Source organism: Bacillota bacterium, assembly GCA_013178045.1.
Lineage (GTDB): Bacteria > Bacillota > Ch66 > Ch66 > Ch66 > Ch66.
The window spans coordinates 318,079-335,510 of sequence record JABLXP010000001.1 but is presented as its reverse complement, the minus strand read 5'-3'; the positions used below and the strand labels follow the sequence as shown (position 1 = coordinate 335,510).

14 protein-coding genes are annotated in these 17,432 nt (G+C 51.4%); all 14 read right to left on the bottom strand.

Annotated features, from left to right (window positions below; translation table 11 throughout):
* Nucleotides 1-373: PAS domain-containing protein (locus HPY81_01705; protein NPV26176.1), on the bottom strand; the 373-nt coding region annotated here is incomplete at its 3' end.
* A gap of 358 nt (nt 374-731) precedes the next feature.
* Nucleotides 732-1,724 carry a TAXI family TRAP transporter solute-binding subunit gene (locus HPY81_01700; GenBank protein ID NPV26175.1) on the bottom strand — a complete coding sequence of 331 codons (993 nt, stop codon included), beginning with the start codon at nt 1,722-1,724 and terminating at the stop codon, nt 732-734.
* A gap of 161 nt (nt 1,725-1,885) precedes the next feature.
* A complete protein-coding gene (locus tag HPY81_01695; protein NPV26174.1) occupies nt 1,886-3,751 on the bottom strand; it encodes a TRAP transporter permease in 1,866 nt (621 codons plus the stop codon).
* Nucleotides 3,752-4,240: 489 nt separating this feature from the next.
* Nucleotides 4,241-6,742, bottom strand: a complete 2,502-nt coding sequence (locus tag HPY81_01690; GenBank protein NPV26173.1) for an NTP transferase domain-containing protein — start codon at nt 6,740-6,742, stop codon at nt 4,241-4,243.
* A 65-nt stretch (nt 6,743-6,807) separates the two neighbouring features.
* A complete protein-coding gene (locus HPY81_01685) occupies nt 6,808-8,076 on the bottom strand; it encodes a glycosyltransferase family 4 protein (GenBank protein ID NPV26172.1) in 1,269 nt (422 codons plus the stop codon).
* Between the two features lie 145 nt (nt 8,077-8,221).
* Nucleotides 8,222-8,545, bottom strand: a complete 324-nt coding sequence (locus HPY81_01680; GenBank protein ID NPV26171.1) for a carbohydrate-binding protein — start codon at nt 8,543-8,545, stop codon at nt 8,222-8,224.
* 14 nt (nt 8,546-8,559) lie between these two features.
* A complete protein-coding gene (locus tag HPY81_01675) occupies nt 8,560-8,961 on the bottom strand; it encodes a carbohydrate-binding protein (GenBank protein NPV26170.1) in 402 nt (133 codons plus the stop codon).
* 216 nt (nt 8,962-9,177) lie between these two features.
* On the bottom strand, nt 9,178-10,380 hold the full coding sequence (locus HPY81_01670) for a phenylacetate--CoA ligase (GenBank protein NPV26169.1): 1,203 nt from the start codon (nt 10,378-10,380) through the stop codon (nt 9,178-9,180).
* Between the two features lie 88 nt (nt 10,381-10,468).
* Complete coding sequence (locus tag HPY81_01665) at nt 10,469-11,059, bottom strand: indolepyruvate oxidoreductase subunit beta (GenBank protein NPV26168.1); 591 nt, start codon at nt 11,057-11,059, stop codon at nt 10,469-10,471.
* Entirely contained in the window at nt 11,056-12,855 is a 1,800-nt protein-coding gene (gene iorA, locus HPY81_01660; GenBank protein ID NPV26167.1) for an indolepyruvate ferredoxin oxidoreductase subunit alpha, read from the bottom strand. Before iorA ends, HPY81_01665 begins: the two co-directional genes overlap by 4 nt.
* A gap of 187 nt (nt 12,856-13,042) precedes the next feature.
* Complete coding sequence (locus HPY81_01655) at nt 13,043-14,047, bottom strand: isocitrate/isopropylmalate dehydrogenase family protein (GenBank protein ID NPV26166.1); 1,005 nt, start codon at nt 14,045-14,047, stop codon at nt 13,043-13,045.
* Nucleotides 14,048-14,058: 11 nt separating this feature from the next.
* Nucleotides 14,059-14,559: a 3-isopropylmalate dehydratase small subunit gene (locus HPY81_01650; GenBank protein ID NPV26165.1), complete on the bottom strand. Its 501-nt coding sequence runs from the start codon at nt 14,557-14,559 to the stop codon at nt 14,059-14,061.
* Between the two features lie 31 nt (nt 14,560-14,590).
* The gene (locus tag HPY81_01645) at nt 14,591-15,847 is read right to left on the bottom strand and encodes a 3-isopropylmalate dehydratase large subunit (GenBank protein NPV26164.1); all 1,257 of its coding nucleotides are present in this window, start codon (nt 15,845-15,847) and stop codon (nt 14,591-14,593) included.
* A 1-nt stretch (nt 15,848) separates the two neighbouring features.
* Complete coding sequence (gene nifV / locus HPY81_01640; protein NPV26163.1) at nt 15,849-16,982, bottom strand: homocitrate synthase; 1,134 nt, start codon at nt 16,980-16,982, stop codon at nt 15,849-15,851.
* Nucleotides 16,983-17,432 lie beyond the last annotated feature (450 nt).

Sequence of the window (17,432 nt, the reverse complement as noted above, 5' to 3'; positions counted from 1 at the left end):
TCAATATGATGGATGCTTCAGCATCACTTTCATCTTGAAGGATTATGGATAGTATTTCTATCATGAATTGAGCTTTTTCAATTATTTTTGCACTCGACTTGACATAAGCAATTACTTTGCATAATTTTATGTTTTCCCTGGGTTTTTGTGATTGTAGGATCTCCTTAAGTTTCAAGTTGGGCACACATTGCCCCAGTTCTTTGCCCTTATTTTCTTTTCCGCTGATCTGCAACAGCGTCTCAGCTGCCGCATTTATCTCGATAATCATTCCCGCTTCGTCAACCACTACCACTCCGTCGGGCAAAGAAGCCAGGATTGCCGGCAAAACTACTTTTTCGTAAACAATTGATTTTCTTTTGCGAGTCTTTCCCACTTGGCATCCTCCTCCACTCGGAATCATTCTCCCTCAAACAAAACATCCAAATCCTACTCCGTTCTGGTTCGCCATAAATCAAGCAATTCCTGCCCGATATAATCCTTCTTGGTGCCGAATCGCACCAATTATCCGGGTGAACACAATTGGATTCTCATACACCCCATGGGACCAAACGCGGCTGGGGTGATCGGGACGGCTGTAGCGGCTGAGACTTATCAAGGCAACGGTAAATAAAAAAGAGACGTAGGAAAAAGCTTCTTCAAAATGGAGACCGGCAAGTGAGGAAGTAATGCCAGTAATAAAAGTATAAGGCTGGTGCATATCCACCAGCCGGCTTTGTTACTTTGACAATATGTTACTTCAAAATACCCTGTTCTTTATAGTATTTCTCCGCCCCTGGGTGTAACGGGATGGAAATTCCATTAACAGCAGTTTTCAGATTAATACTCTTTCCTTTTTCGTGGACTTTGGCTATGTCATCTTTTTTCTCAAACAGGGTCTTGGTCATCTTGTAGACCATATCTTCAGGTAGGTCAGCCCGCACACAGAGGGTCGCCAGCGAACCGGTAGTGGTGATATCCTCATCAATACCCTTGTAGGTACCCTTTGGAATAACTACCACATCAGAGAAGAATGGGTACTTCTCCTTAATCTTTTTGACCTTATCAGGATCAATGGACAAGATTTTGACTTGATGCTGGGTACTCACGTCAATAATGGTCGAGTTCGGGTAACCCGCGTCCACAACCACCGCGTCGACCTGATCATCCTTCAAGAGTTCCATCGCCGGTCCAAAGGCCAGGTACTGCGGCTTAATATCGTTCATTGTTAAGCCATAAGCTTCCAAGACAGCCTGGACATTGAACGGCGTTGAACCACCCTGTACGCCAACGGCTACTTTTTTACCCTTCAGGTCGGCGTAAGATTTGATCCCCGATTTGGTCTTGACTACTTTCTGAATCGTATTGGGGTAAAGCGAAACAAGCCCGCGAATGTTGTCAATTTTTTGGTCTTTAAACCATTCCTTCCCGTTTAATGCATAGTCAGCCACCAGTGATTCAACAAAACCAACTTCTGTTTGCTTTTTCCCAAGCAGACGGGCATTTTCCACGGATCCACCGGTAGATTCAGCGGTTACATTCAAGCCAATCCCGGCGTTGGTCCAAACACTGGCAATTGCTGTACCCAACGGATAATACGTCCCACTGGTTGCGCCAGTAGAAATGGAGATGTTCTTCGTTTTTGGCGCAGCCGCCTGATCTTTACCGCCACAACCTGCAACTAAGGCAATGCTAAAGAGCATAACGACAACCAAAACAACACTGGTCAGTTTACCAAATCTTTTCACCATTATAACCTCCTTGTTTATTGTGCTATTTCATAGGCCTGGCCATGTCTATCCCGGCTACACTTGCCCTACCTGCCGCTATAGCCACCTCCTTTTTGTTTAAGCAGATTCAAATCTTTAATCTATAGGCTAATAATGGCCTCTGGCCTCACATCTGGTATTTAAGCTCCCCTGACGACACTATTTTTACTACTTTTCCGCTGCCACAAATAAATCGCGGTTAACAAAGCCAGCCCGATCAAACTGGTCTTGTACTCGGGATAAATCAACATCACCGCGCTGACCACTAATAGCAACCGTTCCAGAATATTACACGGACGTTGGAAGTAGTTTGACCAGGCCGCGCTCAAGGCCACCACCCCCAGCAAAGCAGCCAGGGTTGTCATCACGATATCCAGAGCCGGCGCTTTAGCCATGAGAGCCGGGAAATACACGAACAGGAAGGGGATCAGATAAGCCACCATAACGTTCTTCGAAGCGATCCCCCCGGCCCGCATCGGGTCAGCCTTGGCGATGCCGGCGGCCGTGTAAGCCGCCAGGGCTACTGGCGGTGTAATGTCAGCAAACACTCCGAAGTAAAAGACAAACAAGTGGGCGGTCAGCATCGGAACTCCCAGGGCCACCAGAGCCGGCGCCGCCACCGACGCCTGGACAATGTAATTGGCCGTGGTCGGTAAAGCCATTCCTAAGATTAGCCCAGCGATGGCCGTCAAGATCAGGGCCAGGATTTCTTTGCCACCCGCCATTGACCCGATCAGGTTGGAAAACTTGATGCCCAAGCCAGTCATACTGACTGATCCGACGATCATTCCCGCACAGGCGCAAGCGGCCGCGATTGAACACACTCCCAGGCCAGCATCACGCAAAGCGTCCCAGATATCTTTAGGCTTCATGCGGGTAGCCACCCTGAACATACTCGCAACGATCAGCAACGCGATCCCGATAAAAGCAGCCCGGGCCGGGCTGTATCCCATGATCAAAATCGCCATCAACGATACCAAAGGAACAATATACACCCAACCGTCCCGCATTACATCTCGAACCTTGGGGCACTCTTCGTCAGGTAAACCTTCCATACCGGTTCGGCAAGCCTCATAGTGAACATTCATGTACAAACTGAAATAATATAAGATCGCCGGAATCGCCGCCGCGATAATGATCGCCAGATAGGGGGTTTGGGTAAATTCGGCCATGATAAAAGCTCCCGCCCCCATGACCGGCGGCATGATTTGTCCGCCCGTTGACGCGGCCGCTTCCACCGCCGCCGCGAACTCCGGCCGGTAACCGACACGCTTCATTAAGGGAATAGTCAGGGTGCCGACTGTCGCCACGTTGGCGATACTACTGCCCGAAATCATGCCCATCAGGCCACTCCCGATAACCGCGATCTTCGCCGGCCCACCCTTTGCTCGGCCCGCCACCGCAATGGCAAAATTAATGAAGAAATTTCCTCCCCCACTTTTCTCCAAAAAAGAACCAAACAGGATAAAGAGGAAAACAATGGTCACTACTACACCGAGGGGAACACCAAATATTCCTTCCGTAGTCATGTACATCTGATTAATGATCCGCTCAAGGTCATAACCGCGATGGCCAAATTTTCCCGGGATTAGATCTCCAAAGTATGTATACAACAAAAACAGACTAGTCGCGATCGGCAAAGGCCAACCAATGGCTCGACGAGTCGCATCAAGAACCATGATGATGCACAGGCCACCCAAGAGCAAATCAATCGTATTGGGCGAACCCATCCGACCTACTACGCTTTTAAAATTAAACACAACGTAAAGGCCAACAACCAAGGACAACAAAGCCCAGAGATAATCGTACCAGGCAGCCTTGCCTCTTTTCTTCAGTAGCGGATTCTGCAAGAAAATGATCAAGAAACTCATCGCCAGAATAACCGCCCGCTGAATCATCGCCGTAAGCGGAAAAGCAAGGGTTGTAATGACGATAAATAATGACATACCGACAGCCGTAGCAGTAATTATAAGGCTCAAATCTTTCTCTTTTTCCGTAGCTTCCACTTAACACTCCTCCTGTCATAGCTCGATTACCGTTTCTTGTACAAGTTGGTTACCACGATGATTAGTTGAACAATAAAACCAAGCTAATCATACCGTAGTTAATCAACCACCTCCTGATTGCAAGAACCCAGGATATAGCTCCTCTTCCTGGGTTGGGCAGTGCCAGTTGACATAAAATCATGATAATAAATATTCAAACAGCTACATTAGTTTATTAAGCAAGTTTCATGCCACTTAGAGAAGCTAGCGTAATCACAAGGTTCCACAAACACTAGAGAAATCTGACCGGTCAAACACTGCACCATGATGGTGCAGTGTAGCACCAATTATGAAAGGATCTAAAGTGACTTCTAACTTGTTCAACATATCATTACAATATTATTTAATGAATTTCCTGCTTAAATAAATTAATGATTAACTTCAAAACAAAAAAATTCTAAGCCCACCTTGCCGAATCAAGGATGGGCTTTATCTAACTAAAACTGTTACTTACTCTACCGTCTGCTCCTGTCCCCTGGCAATCTCATTGATCCGGCCGGCATACATCTCGGTTAGCGAGTCGGCAATCTCCTGAGAAAAACCTTCGCTGTAAACCCGACACAACGGCTCGTCCGCATCCGGCAGGACCAGGGCCCAGCCTTCATCGTGGTAAACCTTGATCCCCTCTAGAAGTTCAACCTTTTCGCCCTGTTTTTCTTCGATCAGGGTGCGCATCACCCTGCCCTTGGCTTCCCACGGGCAGTCAATCGCCTTCTGACTCAGGTGGAACTGGGGAATTGCTTCCCGGAGCTCCGAAAGCCGGATCCCGTTTTGGCTTAAATATTCCATGATTTTAATCAGGGCCGCCAGGGCATCAAAATGAAGTTGAAACTGGGAGAATTCCCCTTGAATGGCCACAATATCCTGGCTCAGGACTTTTTCCATAAAAGACTGGGGTCCGACCTTGGTCCGCACAACCCGGCCATCGTATTGACGCGCCATTTGTTCAATCACCCTGGGGGCAGTTACCGGCACCGCGACAGTTCCGCCAACCCGAGATTTCAAAATAATCAGCGAAACCAGGGCCGTAAACAATTCATCACTGATCACCTGCCCTTTTTCATCGATCAAGATGAGCTGCTCACCGTTGTTATCCATCACCACTCCCAAGTCTGCCCCTTTTCTTTTGACCGTTTCCGCCAATTGCGGCAGTTGCTTAACAATGTCAGCAAAATTTCGCGGCCGACCTGGCCCACTGTTCCCCGGTAGCTCAAACCGCGTAACTGAACAACCAAGTTCGCTCAAAAGCGTAGGGACGAGGCGCGACATGTTTTCGGGATCATAATCAAGAAGCAGCTTAAAACCTTCGTTTTTAATTCCGGCCTGGTTAACCGAAGCCCGTAAGTTTTCCAGATAAGTCTCATTCAGTTGGGGTAGATTTGTCGCCTCGGCTACCTCCTGGCTGGCGATCCGCCGGAACTCCTCCCGAGTAAACAACCCCTCGATTTTGCGCTCATCGCCTTTAGAGATATCCGCGCCCTGTGAGTTGATGAAGGTGAGGATAATCTTATCCAGGTCGTTCGGAGCAATTTTGACGTGGATTCCTCCTTTGACCTCGAGGGAACGGACCGAGAACCGGCAGACCGGCGTCGTGGCCTTGCCCAAATCGAAAACCGTTACCCCGGTAGAGAGAATCCCCGCAATCAGCGCTTTTTTCAGCATTTGCGAGGCGCCATAAGCATCAGCACTGACTGCCACCCGGGCCGAATTCCCCAGCCAGGTACCATAAGCCGCTCCGAGCTTGGTCATAAATTCCGGCGTGATTTCCAGGTTGATCTGACCGGTTACCCCGTTGGCACCAAAGAGACTGCGAGCGCAGCGCGTCCCCCAGACCAGACTGTCATTGACCACAGTGCCCTGGTCAATGACTTTGGCCGGCCAGATTTTTACATTGGGTTTAATAATGCTCTGAGAATTGATGACCGTATCGTCACCGATCACCGCCCCCTCAAAGATAAAGGAATTGGGTTTCACTTTTACCCGGTTGCCCAGGGTAGCGCCGCGCAGTTCAGCCTTTTTGCCGATGTAATTGCTGTCCCAGAGGATACTGCGTTTGACGGAGGCCCTGGCTTCGACCACCGTGTTGTTACCCAAAACCGAGTAAGGCTCAATCACCACATCCGGCCCAATTTGACAGTTATCACCGATCAAAAGGGGACCCCGCAGACTGGCCGTTGGATGGATCTCGCTCCCCGGCCCAACCCAGATCTGGTCCCCCACACAGCGGCCGGGGATATTGACTTTAACCCGGCCAGCCAAGATATCTGTGTGGGCCTGCTGATACTGCTGGAGGTTGCCGACATCACACCAGTAGCCCGGCACCACGCAGCCGTACAACGGCTGATTGTGTTTAAGCAGCAGAGGGAACAGGTCCTTGCTGAAGTCAAAGTTTTGGCCGGCTTTGAAATAAGTAAGCACTTCCGGTTCCAGAATGTAGATCCCGGTGTTTACCTGATCGGAAAAGACTTCGCCCCAACTCGGTTTTTCTAAAAACTGAGTGATTCGCCCCTGCTGTTCCGTAATCACCACCCCGTACTCGAGTGGGGAATCAACCACGGTTAAGACAATCGTGGCTATCGACTTCTTTTCCCGGTGAAAAGCGATCGCCGCCGACAGGTCCAGATCGGTTAAAGCGTCCCCACTGATAACCAGAAAGGTATCATCCAGAAACGCTTCGGCATTCTTCACACTTCCGGCCGTTCCCAGCGGGACCTCTTCCACAAAATAACGCATCTGGACGCCAAATTCACCACCGTCCCCAAAGTAGCTCTTGATCGCTTCAGGTAGGTACTGCAGGGTGACACCAATTTCGGTCAGCCCGTGCTGTTTGAGCAGATTCACAATATGCTCCATAATGGGTCGGTTCATGATCGGCACCATTGGTTTGGGCCGGTCGCACGTAAGGGGGCGCAGGCGCGTGCCCTCACCCCCGGCCATAATGATCACTTTCATGGGCTACAACTCCTGTCTATCCTGATGTTACTTACTGTAAACCACAAATATGACTCGACGTTAGGCTAGCTAACTCTTGGTTCACCCACTCGATTTGTCCGATAGCGGGAAGAATGTTTCAACGCATTTTCTAAGGCGTTCGGCGGTGCCCAGATACTCTTGGCGTACTGAATGCGCACCTCCTGGTAGAGTGCCATGGTTTGTTCGGCAATTTCTTCCCAATTAAAGTGACGGACAACTTTGCTGTAAGCCTTTTCCCTCAACCGCTGGCCGAGGTGAGGCTGATATAGAATCTCTAGGATCCGCGCCGCCAGTGAGTCGGAGGAACCAGGGTGGGCCTTGAGTCCATCAACCCCTTCTTCAATGATTTCCGCTAAGCCCCCGGTATCAGAAACCACTACTGGCGTTCTGGCTGCCATCGCCTCCAGAGCAACGATGCCAAAAGGTTCATAAAGGCTGGGAAAGACCGCTACATTGGCATAGGAATACAGTCGGTTGCGGGTCTGATCGTCTATATAGCCCGTGAAGTAAACAGAGTTGGAGATCCCCAACTCTTGGGCTCGATGTTTGAGATAGTTTTCATTTGGTCCACGTCCAGCAATGATGAACTTCGTGCGCGGGTAAGAGGCCAGAATTTTGGGAGCCGCCTCTAGTAAAACCTGGACTCCTTTTTCATGCACCAGCCGCCCGACGTAAAAGACGATTTTTTCACTCGGGTGAGCATAATCGTCCCGATTGTACGGCTCATTCTCACTAACCACAAAGTTCTGCGGATTAACCCCATTCGGGATAACCCGAATTTTGTCGTCTGGCAACTGGAAAACTCCCTTGACCTCGTTCTTCATGTAATAACTACAGCAGATTACCCGCCAGGCTTCGTAGGTCAGCCACCATTCTACCCCACTGATGTACCGCTGCTGGTCATTATGCAGTCCGTGATTTCGTCCATATTCGGTCGCGTGGATGGTGGCCACCAGTGGTAATCGATAAGCATGCTTGAGCGCCCGTCCAGCATATGCCGTTAGCCAATCGTGGGCATGAATCAAATCCACTCCCCCTCCTGTGTTGATGAGGCGGATGGCGTACTCCAACATACTCAAATTAAGCTGGAGCACCCAGGTGATCAGGTCTGGCGCATGCAGGGTATAGGGCTGAACACGGTGAACCTTGACCCCATCGACCACCTCGAAAGGAGCAGCTCCCTCAATACCGCAGGTAATCACGTGAACTTCCTGTCCCTGACGGCTCAAGGCCCGGGATAATTCATAAACATGCTGGCCCAAACCACCAACACTGCGGGGAGGGTACTCCCAAGACAGCATCAAGATCTGCATAGCCTTTTACCTCCTTATTAAATTTGCCTTATTCCTCATATTTTTTGCCCGGCAAATTGTTTGTATGCACTGACTGGACAATTAATAAACAAAAAGTTCCTACCCCTGGCGAAGGTAGGAACTCTTTTTCAGGCACAATCTCTACCTAGGTAGTGAATCGCGGGTTATCAATGGGGTAGGTCCAGTTCTTTCCGTTATTGTTATCCCAGTTATTGGCACTATCTTTAAAACAAAGATTCAGGGAGCCTGCTTCAGTCAGGGAAAAACTTTTTTCCCAGCCACGCTGAGTTTTTTGCATTTTGAGATCCTGGGTGTTGTGCCAGCCATCACCGTAACCCATATGCAGGTAAACCTGATCGGCACCTGATTGGGCCAGCAAACCATTATACGTGACGGTGACCAATTCCCCCGCATTAAGCGGGTAAGGATTGATAGTAATTCCTCCCGGTTCCTGTTTTCCTGTCATCATCGTTAGCCGACCTCCTATAAATCACCCTCGTGAATTTCGTAACTCCAGTTTTTACCATAATTGTTATCCCAGTTATTGGCACTATCCTTAAAACAAAAATTCAGCCGACTGCCATCAGTTATCTCAAAGGTTGTTTCCCATCCTCGGGCAGTCCGCACCATTTTGTGATCATATACCTGTTGCCAGTTCTGGTTACTGCCAAAACCGCTGTGAAGATAAACTTGATCCGCGCCGGCATAGGACAACAGCCCATCGTAGGTGATGGTGACCTGTTCACCCCGGGTGAGCGGCACCGGACGAATCATCACTCCGCCCTCAATTTCGGCTGCATGTTGCCGCTTCCCTTTGTCAGTATCGGTGGTTTTCGTTGTTTTTCTTGGCACATTTCTCACCTCCCTGCAAGCTTGTTTTTGCATCTAAATTTAGTATTCAAGATCGGCAGAATTTTTATTACTTGGGACCAAAAATTCTCCTTTTGAGATGAGTGATGAGAAAAAACATCCTTTTAAGTTTAAATCAGAGTCCTGTATGTAAAAAAATTAAAGCCGGGGTCCTGTTATAGCGTGAACCCTGGCTCTTATTTGCCGATCACATTATTTATATAATTTTACCCTGTTTTACCCGGCAAAGGGTTAATACTCGCGGTAATCAAAAATCCGTTTGCTCTTCTTTTCACTTCGGGGTAAAGAAGCCACGGGCAGACACTCCACATCGACAGCAATGCCGATCCGGGCTTTGATGTTTCGCCGCAAACGGGTGGCTACTTCTTCGGGATTGTATCCCTCTTCATGTTCAACTTTCAACAGTAGATAATCCTTGGCATCCTGGCGCGAGATGATGATCTGATATTCGCTGGAAGCCCCTTCCGTCATTTCCAGCACGTCTTCCAACTGCCCCGGGTAAATGTTGACCCCTTTCACCTTGATCCGATCATCACTGCGACCCAGGACTTTTTCGATCATGGGACAGTTGCTCCCACAGGCACACTGTTCGGCGATAATCCTGGTGATATCCCGGGTGCGGAACCGCAGAAGCGGCATGCCTTCCTTAGTTAACGTGGTGATAACCAATTCCCCCTGCTCTCCGGCCGGTAAAGGCTGGCCAGTATGCGGGTCAATGATTTCAAACAGCAGATGATCCCACCAGTAATGCATCCCCGCGTGCTCAGGGCAATCAATGGCGATCCCCGGGCCATAGATTTCCGTTAAGCCGTAAATATCAAAGGTTTCGATCGCCAAGAGCTTCTCAATTCGTGCCCGCATGTGATTACCCCAGCGTTCCGAACCGAAAATGCCCACCCGCAGGCTTATCTTGTCCCGCAGCCCGCGCCGATGGATCTCCTCAGCCAGCAGTAGTCCGTAGGAGGCAGTACCGATCAAAACTGTGGTTTGGAGATCAATCATCATCTCCAACTGTTTTTCCGTGTTGCCCGGGCCGGTGGGTATCGCCATTGCCCCTAGCCTTTCCACCCCAGCCTGAAAACCGATGCCGGCCGTCCATAAACCGTAGCCGGGTGTGATCTGGACCCGGTCTCGCCTGGTCACACCGGCCATGGCCAGACAGCGGGCCATCATTTCAGCCCAGGTCTCCACATCTTGCCGGGTATAAGGGATAATGATCGGTTTGCCTGTTGTTCCCGACGAGGAATGGATGCGCACGATCTCCTCCTCGGGCACAGCCATTAAACCAAGTGGATAACCCAGGCGCAGCTCTTCTTTCGTCGTGAAGGGAACTTTACTTAAATCCGCCATGGTTTGAATATCAACAGGTTTAATTCCAGCCTGATCCAGCTTGGCACGGTAGAAGGGCGAATTTGCATAAAGCCGAGTGATCATTTCCCGCAGTTTTGGTTCCTGGTAGGACGCAATAGCCTCCAGGTTAACCGTGTCAGGCTTGGGGTTTCTGGCTAGTTGCCCGTTCAATTTAATCCACCTCCATAATACGACGGCCAAGTTCAAAAGCTTTTTGGTTAATGGATTGGAACTGTGCTGGGATAGACTCCAGGCAGCACCGCATTAGCGTTTCTGGAGAAAAAGGGAGAACTGGTAGCGTGGATAAGGCCCCCAGCAGCACGACGTTTGCTGCCCTGGCGTTACCTACCTGAAGGGCCAGACTTACGGCGTCGAAGATCACCGGCCGGGAAGTCATGGTTTGTAGGTACTGCAAGAGGGCCTCCCGATCATAGGTTGACAGACCAACCGCAACGGAAACCGGCACCAGGCTGGTAGAACTGGTGATCACCCGGCCACCTGGCTTCAGTTTGGGCAGAACGCGGACTGTCTCCGCCAGTTCCAATCCCAGGATAATGTCGGCCTGCCGGTCGGGGATAAGCCCGCCGTAAAGAGCATCACCCATTCTGACCTGGCTGGTCACCGGCCCACCCCGCTGGGCCATCCCGATCACTTCGGAGGTTCGCACCGCCAGCCCGGCCTCCATGGCCGCCCGGGCTAAAATCCTGGACATCAAGACATTCCCCTGTCCCCCCACTCCGGCGATGACAATGTCAATCTTCACAGTTGCACCTCCTCAATGGCGGCCACAGGACAAACCTGGGCACAGACACCACATCCGCTGCAGTTGTCCGTGATCATCACCTGTTCGCCGTCCAGGGTAATGGCTGGACAGCCAAATTCCTCTAGACAGATTTTACAATTCACGCAATTGTTCACATTAACCCGAAAAACCGATCTCTTCGGGACCAAATGGACACACTCGCGCTTCATGATCACCACCGCCGGTCCAGGGAAGGCTATGGCCTTGCGAGCTACCTGCTTGGCTGTAGCCAGATCATAGGGGTCAACTTCGCAAACCAACTCTACCCCGCAGGCAGCAGCGATTTTGACAATGTCCAGCTGTTTTGTTACCTGGTCCAGAGCCGTCCGTCCCAAACCGGGATGGGGTTGAAAACCCGTCATCGCGGTCGTCCGGTTATCCAGCACCACCAGCGTAATGTCGGCCTGGTTGTATACCGCGTTAACCAATCCGGGCAAGCCGGTATGAAAGAAGGTCGAGTCCCCCAGGAAGGCCACGTGTTTGCGCGCCGGTTCGACCCTGGCCAGCCCGGTCGCAATCGTGACACTGGCGCCCATGCACAAACAGGTGTCCACCGTGTTAAGAGGCGGGATGACACCCAGCGTATAGCAACCGATGTCACCCGTAAACACTGCATCCTGCCCAGCCGCTGCCTGCTTAAAAGCATAGAACGAGGCTCGGTGGGGGCAACCCGCACACAGGACGGGTGTCCGCAGGGGCAAGGGCGGCAGCTGCGGCCGAGTGGCCACACTTGGGGCCAAACCAAAGAAGGTTGTCAGCATGTCTTTGACCTTATCAACATCGAACTCGCCTTCACGGGGAACCAGACAGTCATGTTTACCGGAGATCGTCACGCCTAACTTATTTTTCCAAGCCAGGGCAATGACTTGGTCTTCCACGACCGGCTCCTGTTCCTCGACCACGAGCACCCGGTCAACCTGACCCAGAAAGTTGAGAACCACCCGGTCGGGCAGGGGATAAGGGGTGCCGATTTTCAAGATGGAAGCCTCCTGTTCCAGCAAATCCAGGGCTTCCTGAACGTAGTTAAAGCTAACCCCCGAAGTGATAATCCCGACGCGGTTTCTGATTATCGCCTGGTTGAACGGCGAACCATTAAAAAACTCCCGTGCTTTTTCCTGTTGAGCATTAAGCCAGGGGTGCCGGCGGGCGGCCAGCCCTGGCATGATCGTCCACCCCGGGTCCTTCTGGAAGTAGACCCTGGTTTGCCGTGGTATCCGTTCGCCCACGGGTACATCCTGACAGACGTGACAGGTCCGGGTGGTGGGACGCAGGATCACCGGCAGAGACAATTTCTCGGATAATTCAAAGGCGGCTTTTGTCATTTCTTTCGCTTCCGCTGGACTTGCGGGATCCAGGACGGGCAGCTTGGCAAACTGGGCAAATTTACGCGTGTCCTGCTCATTTTGCGAGCTGTGCGGACCCGGGTCATCAGCCACCGCTAACACCAGTCCGCCTTTGACACCAATGTAGGCCAGGGTCATCAACGGATCAGCGGCTACGTTCAGGCCCACTTGCTTCATGCTAACAATCGCTCTCGCCCCGGCATAGGCTGCCCCCGCCGCCACCTCTAAGGCCACCTTTTCGTTAACAGACCACTCGGCATAAAAGCCATACTCCTTGGCCAACTCAGCCAGCGTGGAGAAAATCTCCGAAGCAGGCGTTCCAGGGTAAGCGGTTGCCACCTGGACACCCGCCTCCAGCGCTCCATAGGCAATGGCCTCATTCCCCATCAGCAACTTAACCGGCAAATTTACCATCTCCCGTTCCGCAAAACCTGGGATAAAAAAACGTGGGATAAAATACAAAACCGGGCAAGAGCCCGGTCTGGGTACAAAACAATCTAAACTCGGCTCAGCCGCCCCAAGCTCAGCTCAACTCGACTCATCTCAACTTTTGGGAATCATGTAACTAATAGTATTGTAGCACAGAAAAAAATGCGTGTCACTAATTTTTTAGTCTGGCGATGATCGCATCCGTCATTTCTACGGTCCCTGCACGGCCGCCCAGGTCAGCAGTCACCTGAAGCTTCTCCAACAAAACCTGATTAACCGCCTGTCGAATGTTCGCCGCTGCCGCGTATTCCCCCAGGTATTCGAGCATCATCACCCCGGAGAGAATGGTGGCCAATGGATTCGCCTTATTCTGTCCAGCCAACCCCGGCGCACTCCCGTGAACCGGCTCGAAGATCGCTACTCCATCACCGATGTTGGCTCCTGGCGCTACCCCCAGGCCACCGATGAAACCGGCACACAGGTCAGACAGGATATCACCATAGAGGTTAGGCATCACCAGGACATCAAAGTCGCCCGGGTTCTGCACGAGTTTCATGGCACAGGCGTCAACAATTATTTCTTCAAACTCCAGGTCTGGATAATCGGCGGCCACCCGCCGCGCGGTATTGAGAAACAAACCGTCCGTCAGCTTCATGATGTTGGCTTTGTGGACCGCCGTGACTTTACGGCGGTCCTGTTTTCGCGCCAGCTCAAAAGCGAAACGCACCACGCGCTCTGAGCCCTGGCGGGTGATGATCTTGATGCTTTCCGCTGCATCCTGGCCAACCATGTGCTCGATTCCCATGTATAGGTCTTCCGTATTTTCCCGCACAATGATCAGATCAACATTCTCGTACCGGGTAATTATGTTCGGCAAGGATTTAGCGGGCCGCAGATTAACATAGAGATCAAGCTCCTTACGCAGGGCCACATTAATGCTCCGAAATCCTGTACCCACCGGCGTGGTAAATGGGCCCTTTAAAGCAACCCGGTTCCGCCGGATCGATTCCAGCACATACTGGGGGAGGGGAGTACCGTACTCAGCGATGAGCGTTTCTCCCGCCTGAACAACTTCCCACTCAATGTTTACCCCGGCTGCGTCGAGTACCCGTCTGGCCGCTGTCGATACTTCTGGCCCGATTCCATCACCGGGAATCAGGGTTACCACATGCTTCATCAAAGTCACCTCTAGTCAAAGTTAAAGGTCCCATACTTTTGAAAATGCGCCGCCAATCCCCCGTCAGCCAAGATTTTCAGCATGACCCTCGGTAACGGCTTAATGGGAATAGTTGTCCCCTGGGTCAGATTGTTGATGATCCCCTTTTCCAGGTCAACCTCCAGTTCATCGCCGGGGTCAATCTGGTCCGTATCACACTCGACCAGCGGCAAGCCAGTATTAATGGCATTGCGGTAAAACAGGCGGGCAAACGATTTAGCTAAAACTGCACTGACACCGGCGTAAATAATCGCCCAGGGTGCCTGTTCACGCGAAGAACCACAACCGAAGTTGGTTCCAGCGACGATAAAGTCACCGGGTTTAACTTTAGCCGAAAAATCCGGGTCCAGGTCTTCCATGACGTGTTTGGCCAATTCCTTCATGTCCAGGGTTTTAAATTTATATTTACCCGAGATGATGTAGTCGGTATTTACATCGTTACCGAATTTGAAACATTTACCTTGAAACTTCACGTCTGTCACCTTCCGTATTGATTAACTATCCCTACTTGATAAACTCCCGCGGGTCAGTGATCTTACCGGTGACGGCCGAGGCCGCCACCGTGGCTGGCGAGGCCAGGTAAATGAAGGCCTTGTTGTTGCCCATCCGTCCTTTAAAATTACGGTTAGCGGTCGAGATCACGTTCTCCCCGTCGGACGGCACCCCGTTGTGGGTCCCCACACACGGGCCGCAACCAGGAGTGACTACCGCGGCGCCAGCCTCGATCAGGGTAGTCAGCACCCCCGTCTTAATCGCGTCCAACATGACCTGCCGTGAGGCTGGGGCCACGATCAGCCTCACCCCTGGTTTCACCTTACGCCCGCGCAAGATTTCGGCCGCGATCGTCAGGTCTTCCAGGCGGCCATTGGTACAGGTCCCGATTACCGCCTGCTGAATCTCCACCCCAGCCACTTCGGCCACCGGCACCACGTTGTCAACCGTGTGGGGCCGGGCCACCTGGGGTTCCAGATTCGACACATCGTATTCCTTGACCCGCGCGTAAACCGCGTCAGGATCCGCCGTCACTGGCGTGAACTTCTTCCGGCTATGGGCAGCCACCCAGGCCAGGGTTTTTTCGTCAGCCTCCATCAGGCCCGCCTTGGCTCCCATCTCAATGGCCATATTGGCGATGGTAAACCGGGCCTCGACGGATAGGTCAGTAATCGCCTCCCCCACATACTCGGCCGCCATGTAGGTCGCTCCGTCAGCGGTGACATCACCGATCAGGTACAAGATCAGGTCTTTCGAATAAACACCTTTCGGCAGTCGTCCGTGACAGACAAAGCGGAAAGTTTCCGGGACTTTAAACCAGAGCTTACCAGAAATCATCGCCGCGGCTAGATCCGTTGAACCCACGCCGGTGGAAAAGGCATTGAGGGCCCCATAAGTACAGGTATGGGAATCGGCCCCAACCACCAACGCCCCTGGGCCAACATGGCCTTTTTCTGGAATCAACTGGTGGCAGACCCCCTCACCGACATCGAACAAGGTCATTCCCTGGACATGAGCAAATTCCCGCATCAGCTTATGTAGGGCAGAAACACCTTCCAGCGGGCTGGGGGCGCTGTGGTCAATCACAAAAGCGACCTTCGCGGGATCAAAAACGGTCCGGCCCTGCATCTCCTGGAAAGCCTGGATCGCCAGCGGCGAAGTACCATCCTGGCCCATGACGTAATCAACATCAGCCACCACAATATCATTGGCGTAAACATCCTGACCGCTATGGTTGCTTAAGATCTTTTCCGCAAGTGTTTTTCCCAAGTTATTTCCCTCTCTCTTTTAAAAAGTCTTCGTACAGGTACACCAGTTCCTTGTCAAATAGCGACCGTTTCAGGTCAACCGCCGCCGCCCGAACCTTCACCAGCAGTTGTTCCGCATCCTCGGGAAGGAGTTCAATCCCGTATTCTCTAAACTTAGAGATCAACGCCGCCGAACCCGAGTGCTTACCAATCACGATTTGACGCTGCAGACCAACTTCTTCCGGCAGGAAGGCTTCATAAGTATGCGGGTTCTTGAGAACCCCGTCCCCGTGAATGCCTGACTCGTGAGCAAACATATTTGAACCGACGATCGGCTTAGCGGGATGGAGCTGCCGACCTGACGCCCGGGCCACATACTCAGCAATTTCTCTGAATTTTTCTGTTTTAAAGTTCAGATCAATGTTAGCAATGTGCTTCAAGGCCATCACCACTTCCTCTAAAGCAGCATTGCCAGCCCGTTCACCCAATCCGCCGACCGTGACGCCAATGTACTTCGCCCCCGCGCGTACTCCCGCTAGTGCATTCGCGGTCGCCATCCCAAAATCATTGTGGGTGTGCATTTCGACATCCAGTCCAGTCGCCTCGATGAGGGTCTTAACCCGCTCATAAGTGGTAAAGGGCTCAAGAATCCCCACAGTGTCACAGTAGCGAAGCCGATCGGCCCCGGCCTTCTTGGCCTCCTGTGCGAACCGCACCAGAAACTCCATGTCACTGCGCGAAGCATCCTCGGCGTTGACTGATACATACATGCCCTGTTTCTTAGCATATTCGGTCGCTTCCACCATGCGCTCCAGGACATCCTCCCGGGTAGTCTGCAGCTTATACTTGATATGGATATCCGAAGTCGAAATCGAAATGGCGACCGCATCAACCCCGCAGTCGATGGATTCCTGAATATCCGAAATGACCGCCCGGTTCCAACCCATAATACTGGCTTTCAGGCCGAGCTTACAAATCTCCTTAAGGGCTTCTTTCTCATCACCGCCCATTACGGCAATACCGGCCTCAATTTGGTGCACCCCCAGTTCATCGAGGAACTTGGCAATTTGAATTTTTTCTTTATTGGCAAATACTACGCCGGCTGTCTGCTCGCCATCGCGCAAGGTCGTATCGACAATCTTAATTCCATTGGTCATAAACACTCATTCCTTTCTTTTTGATATTTTGCCTACTGTACAATGGACCCCATTAAAATAGAGAAATAGGTTGACCTCAGCCAAACCCATCCTTCCATGGAAACCACTGTTTTGCGGAGCAGTATAGCTTTACTTGCATGCCCTCACCTGGGAATCAGCACCAGGTTTGCCAGACCTGTTACGTCCGAAGTTGAGATAATGCCGCTCTTTTTTTCTCTGAATTTTTACCCTTTCTGGTGCCCTCACCCCCTTTAACAAGTTTCCCGGCCGGCCGACCATTATCGCCGACCTCTGGTCAATCAGCGGAACTTCAGGAAATCTTCTGCCGGTAATAATAGAGCTATATAATTCTATGGGTATTCATTAATTCCTGCCTAGATGCATAAATTTTTAAAAAGAATTATGTATACATACAAGAGAACACCAGCTAATACTGGTGTTCTCTTGTAT

Excerpts from the sequence above, each read along its gene's own strand:
- iorA (NPV26167.1), bottom strand. The coding sequence starts at position 12,855 with ATGGTAAATTTGCCGGTTAAGTTGCTGATGGGGAATGAGGCCATTGCC.
- HPY81_01655 (NPV26166.1), bottom strand. The coding sequence starts at position 14,047 with ATGAAGCATGTGGTAACCCTGATTCCCGGTGATGGAATCGGGCCAGAA.
- HPY81_01670 (NPV26169.1), bottom strand. The coding sequence starts at position 10,380 with ATGATCACTCGGCTTTATGCAAATTCGCCCTTCTACCGTGCCAAGCTG.
- HPY81_01685 (NPV26172.1), bottom strand. The coding sequence starts at position 8,076 with ATGCAGATCTTGATGCTGTCTTGGGAGTACCCTCCCCGCAGTGTTGGT.
- HPY81_01690 (NPV26173.1), bottom strand. The coding sequence starts at position 6,742 with ATGAAAGTGATCATTATGGCCGGGGGTGAGGGCACGCGCCTGCGCCCC.
- HPY81_01680 (NPV26171.1), bottom strand. The coding sequence starts at position 8,545 with ATGATGACAGGAAAACAGGAACCGGGAGGAATTACTATCAATCCTTAC.
- HPY81_01675 (NPV26170.1), bottom strand. The coding sequence starts at position 8,961 with ATGCAAAAACAAGCTTGCAGGGAGGTGAGAAATGTGCCAAGAAAAACA.
- nifV (NPV26163.1), bottom strand. The coding sequence starts at position 16,982 with ATGACCAATGGAATTAAGATTGTCGATACGACCTTGCGCGATGGCGAG.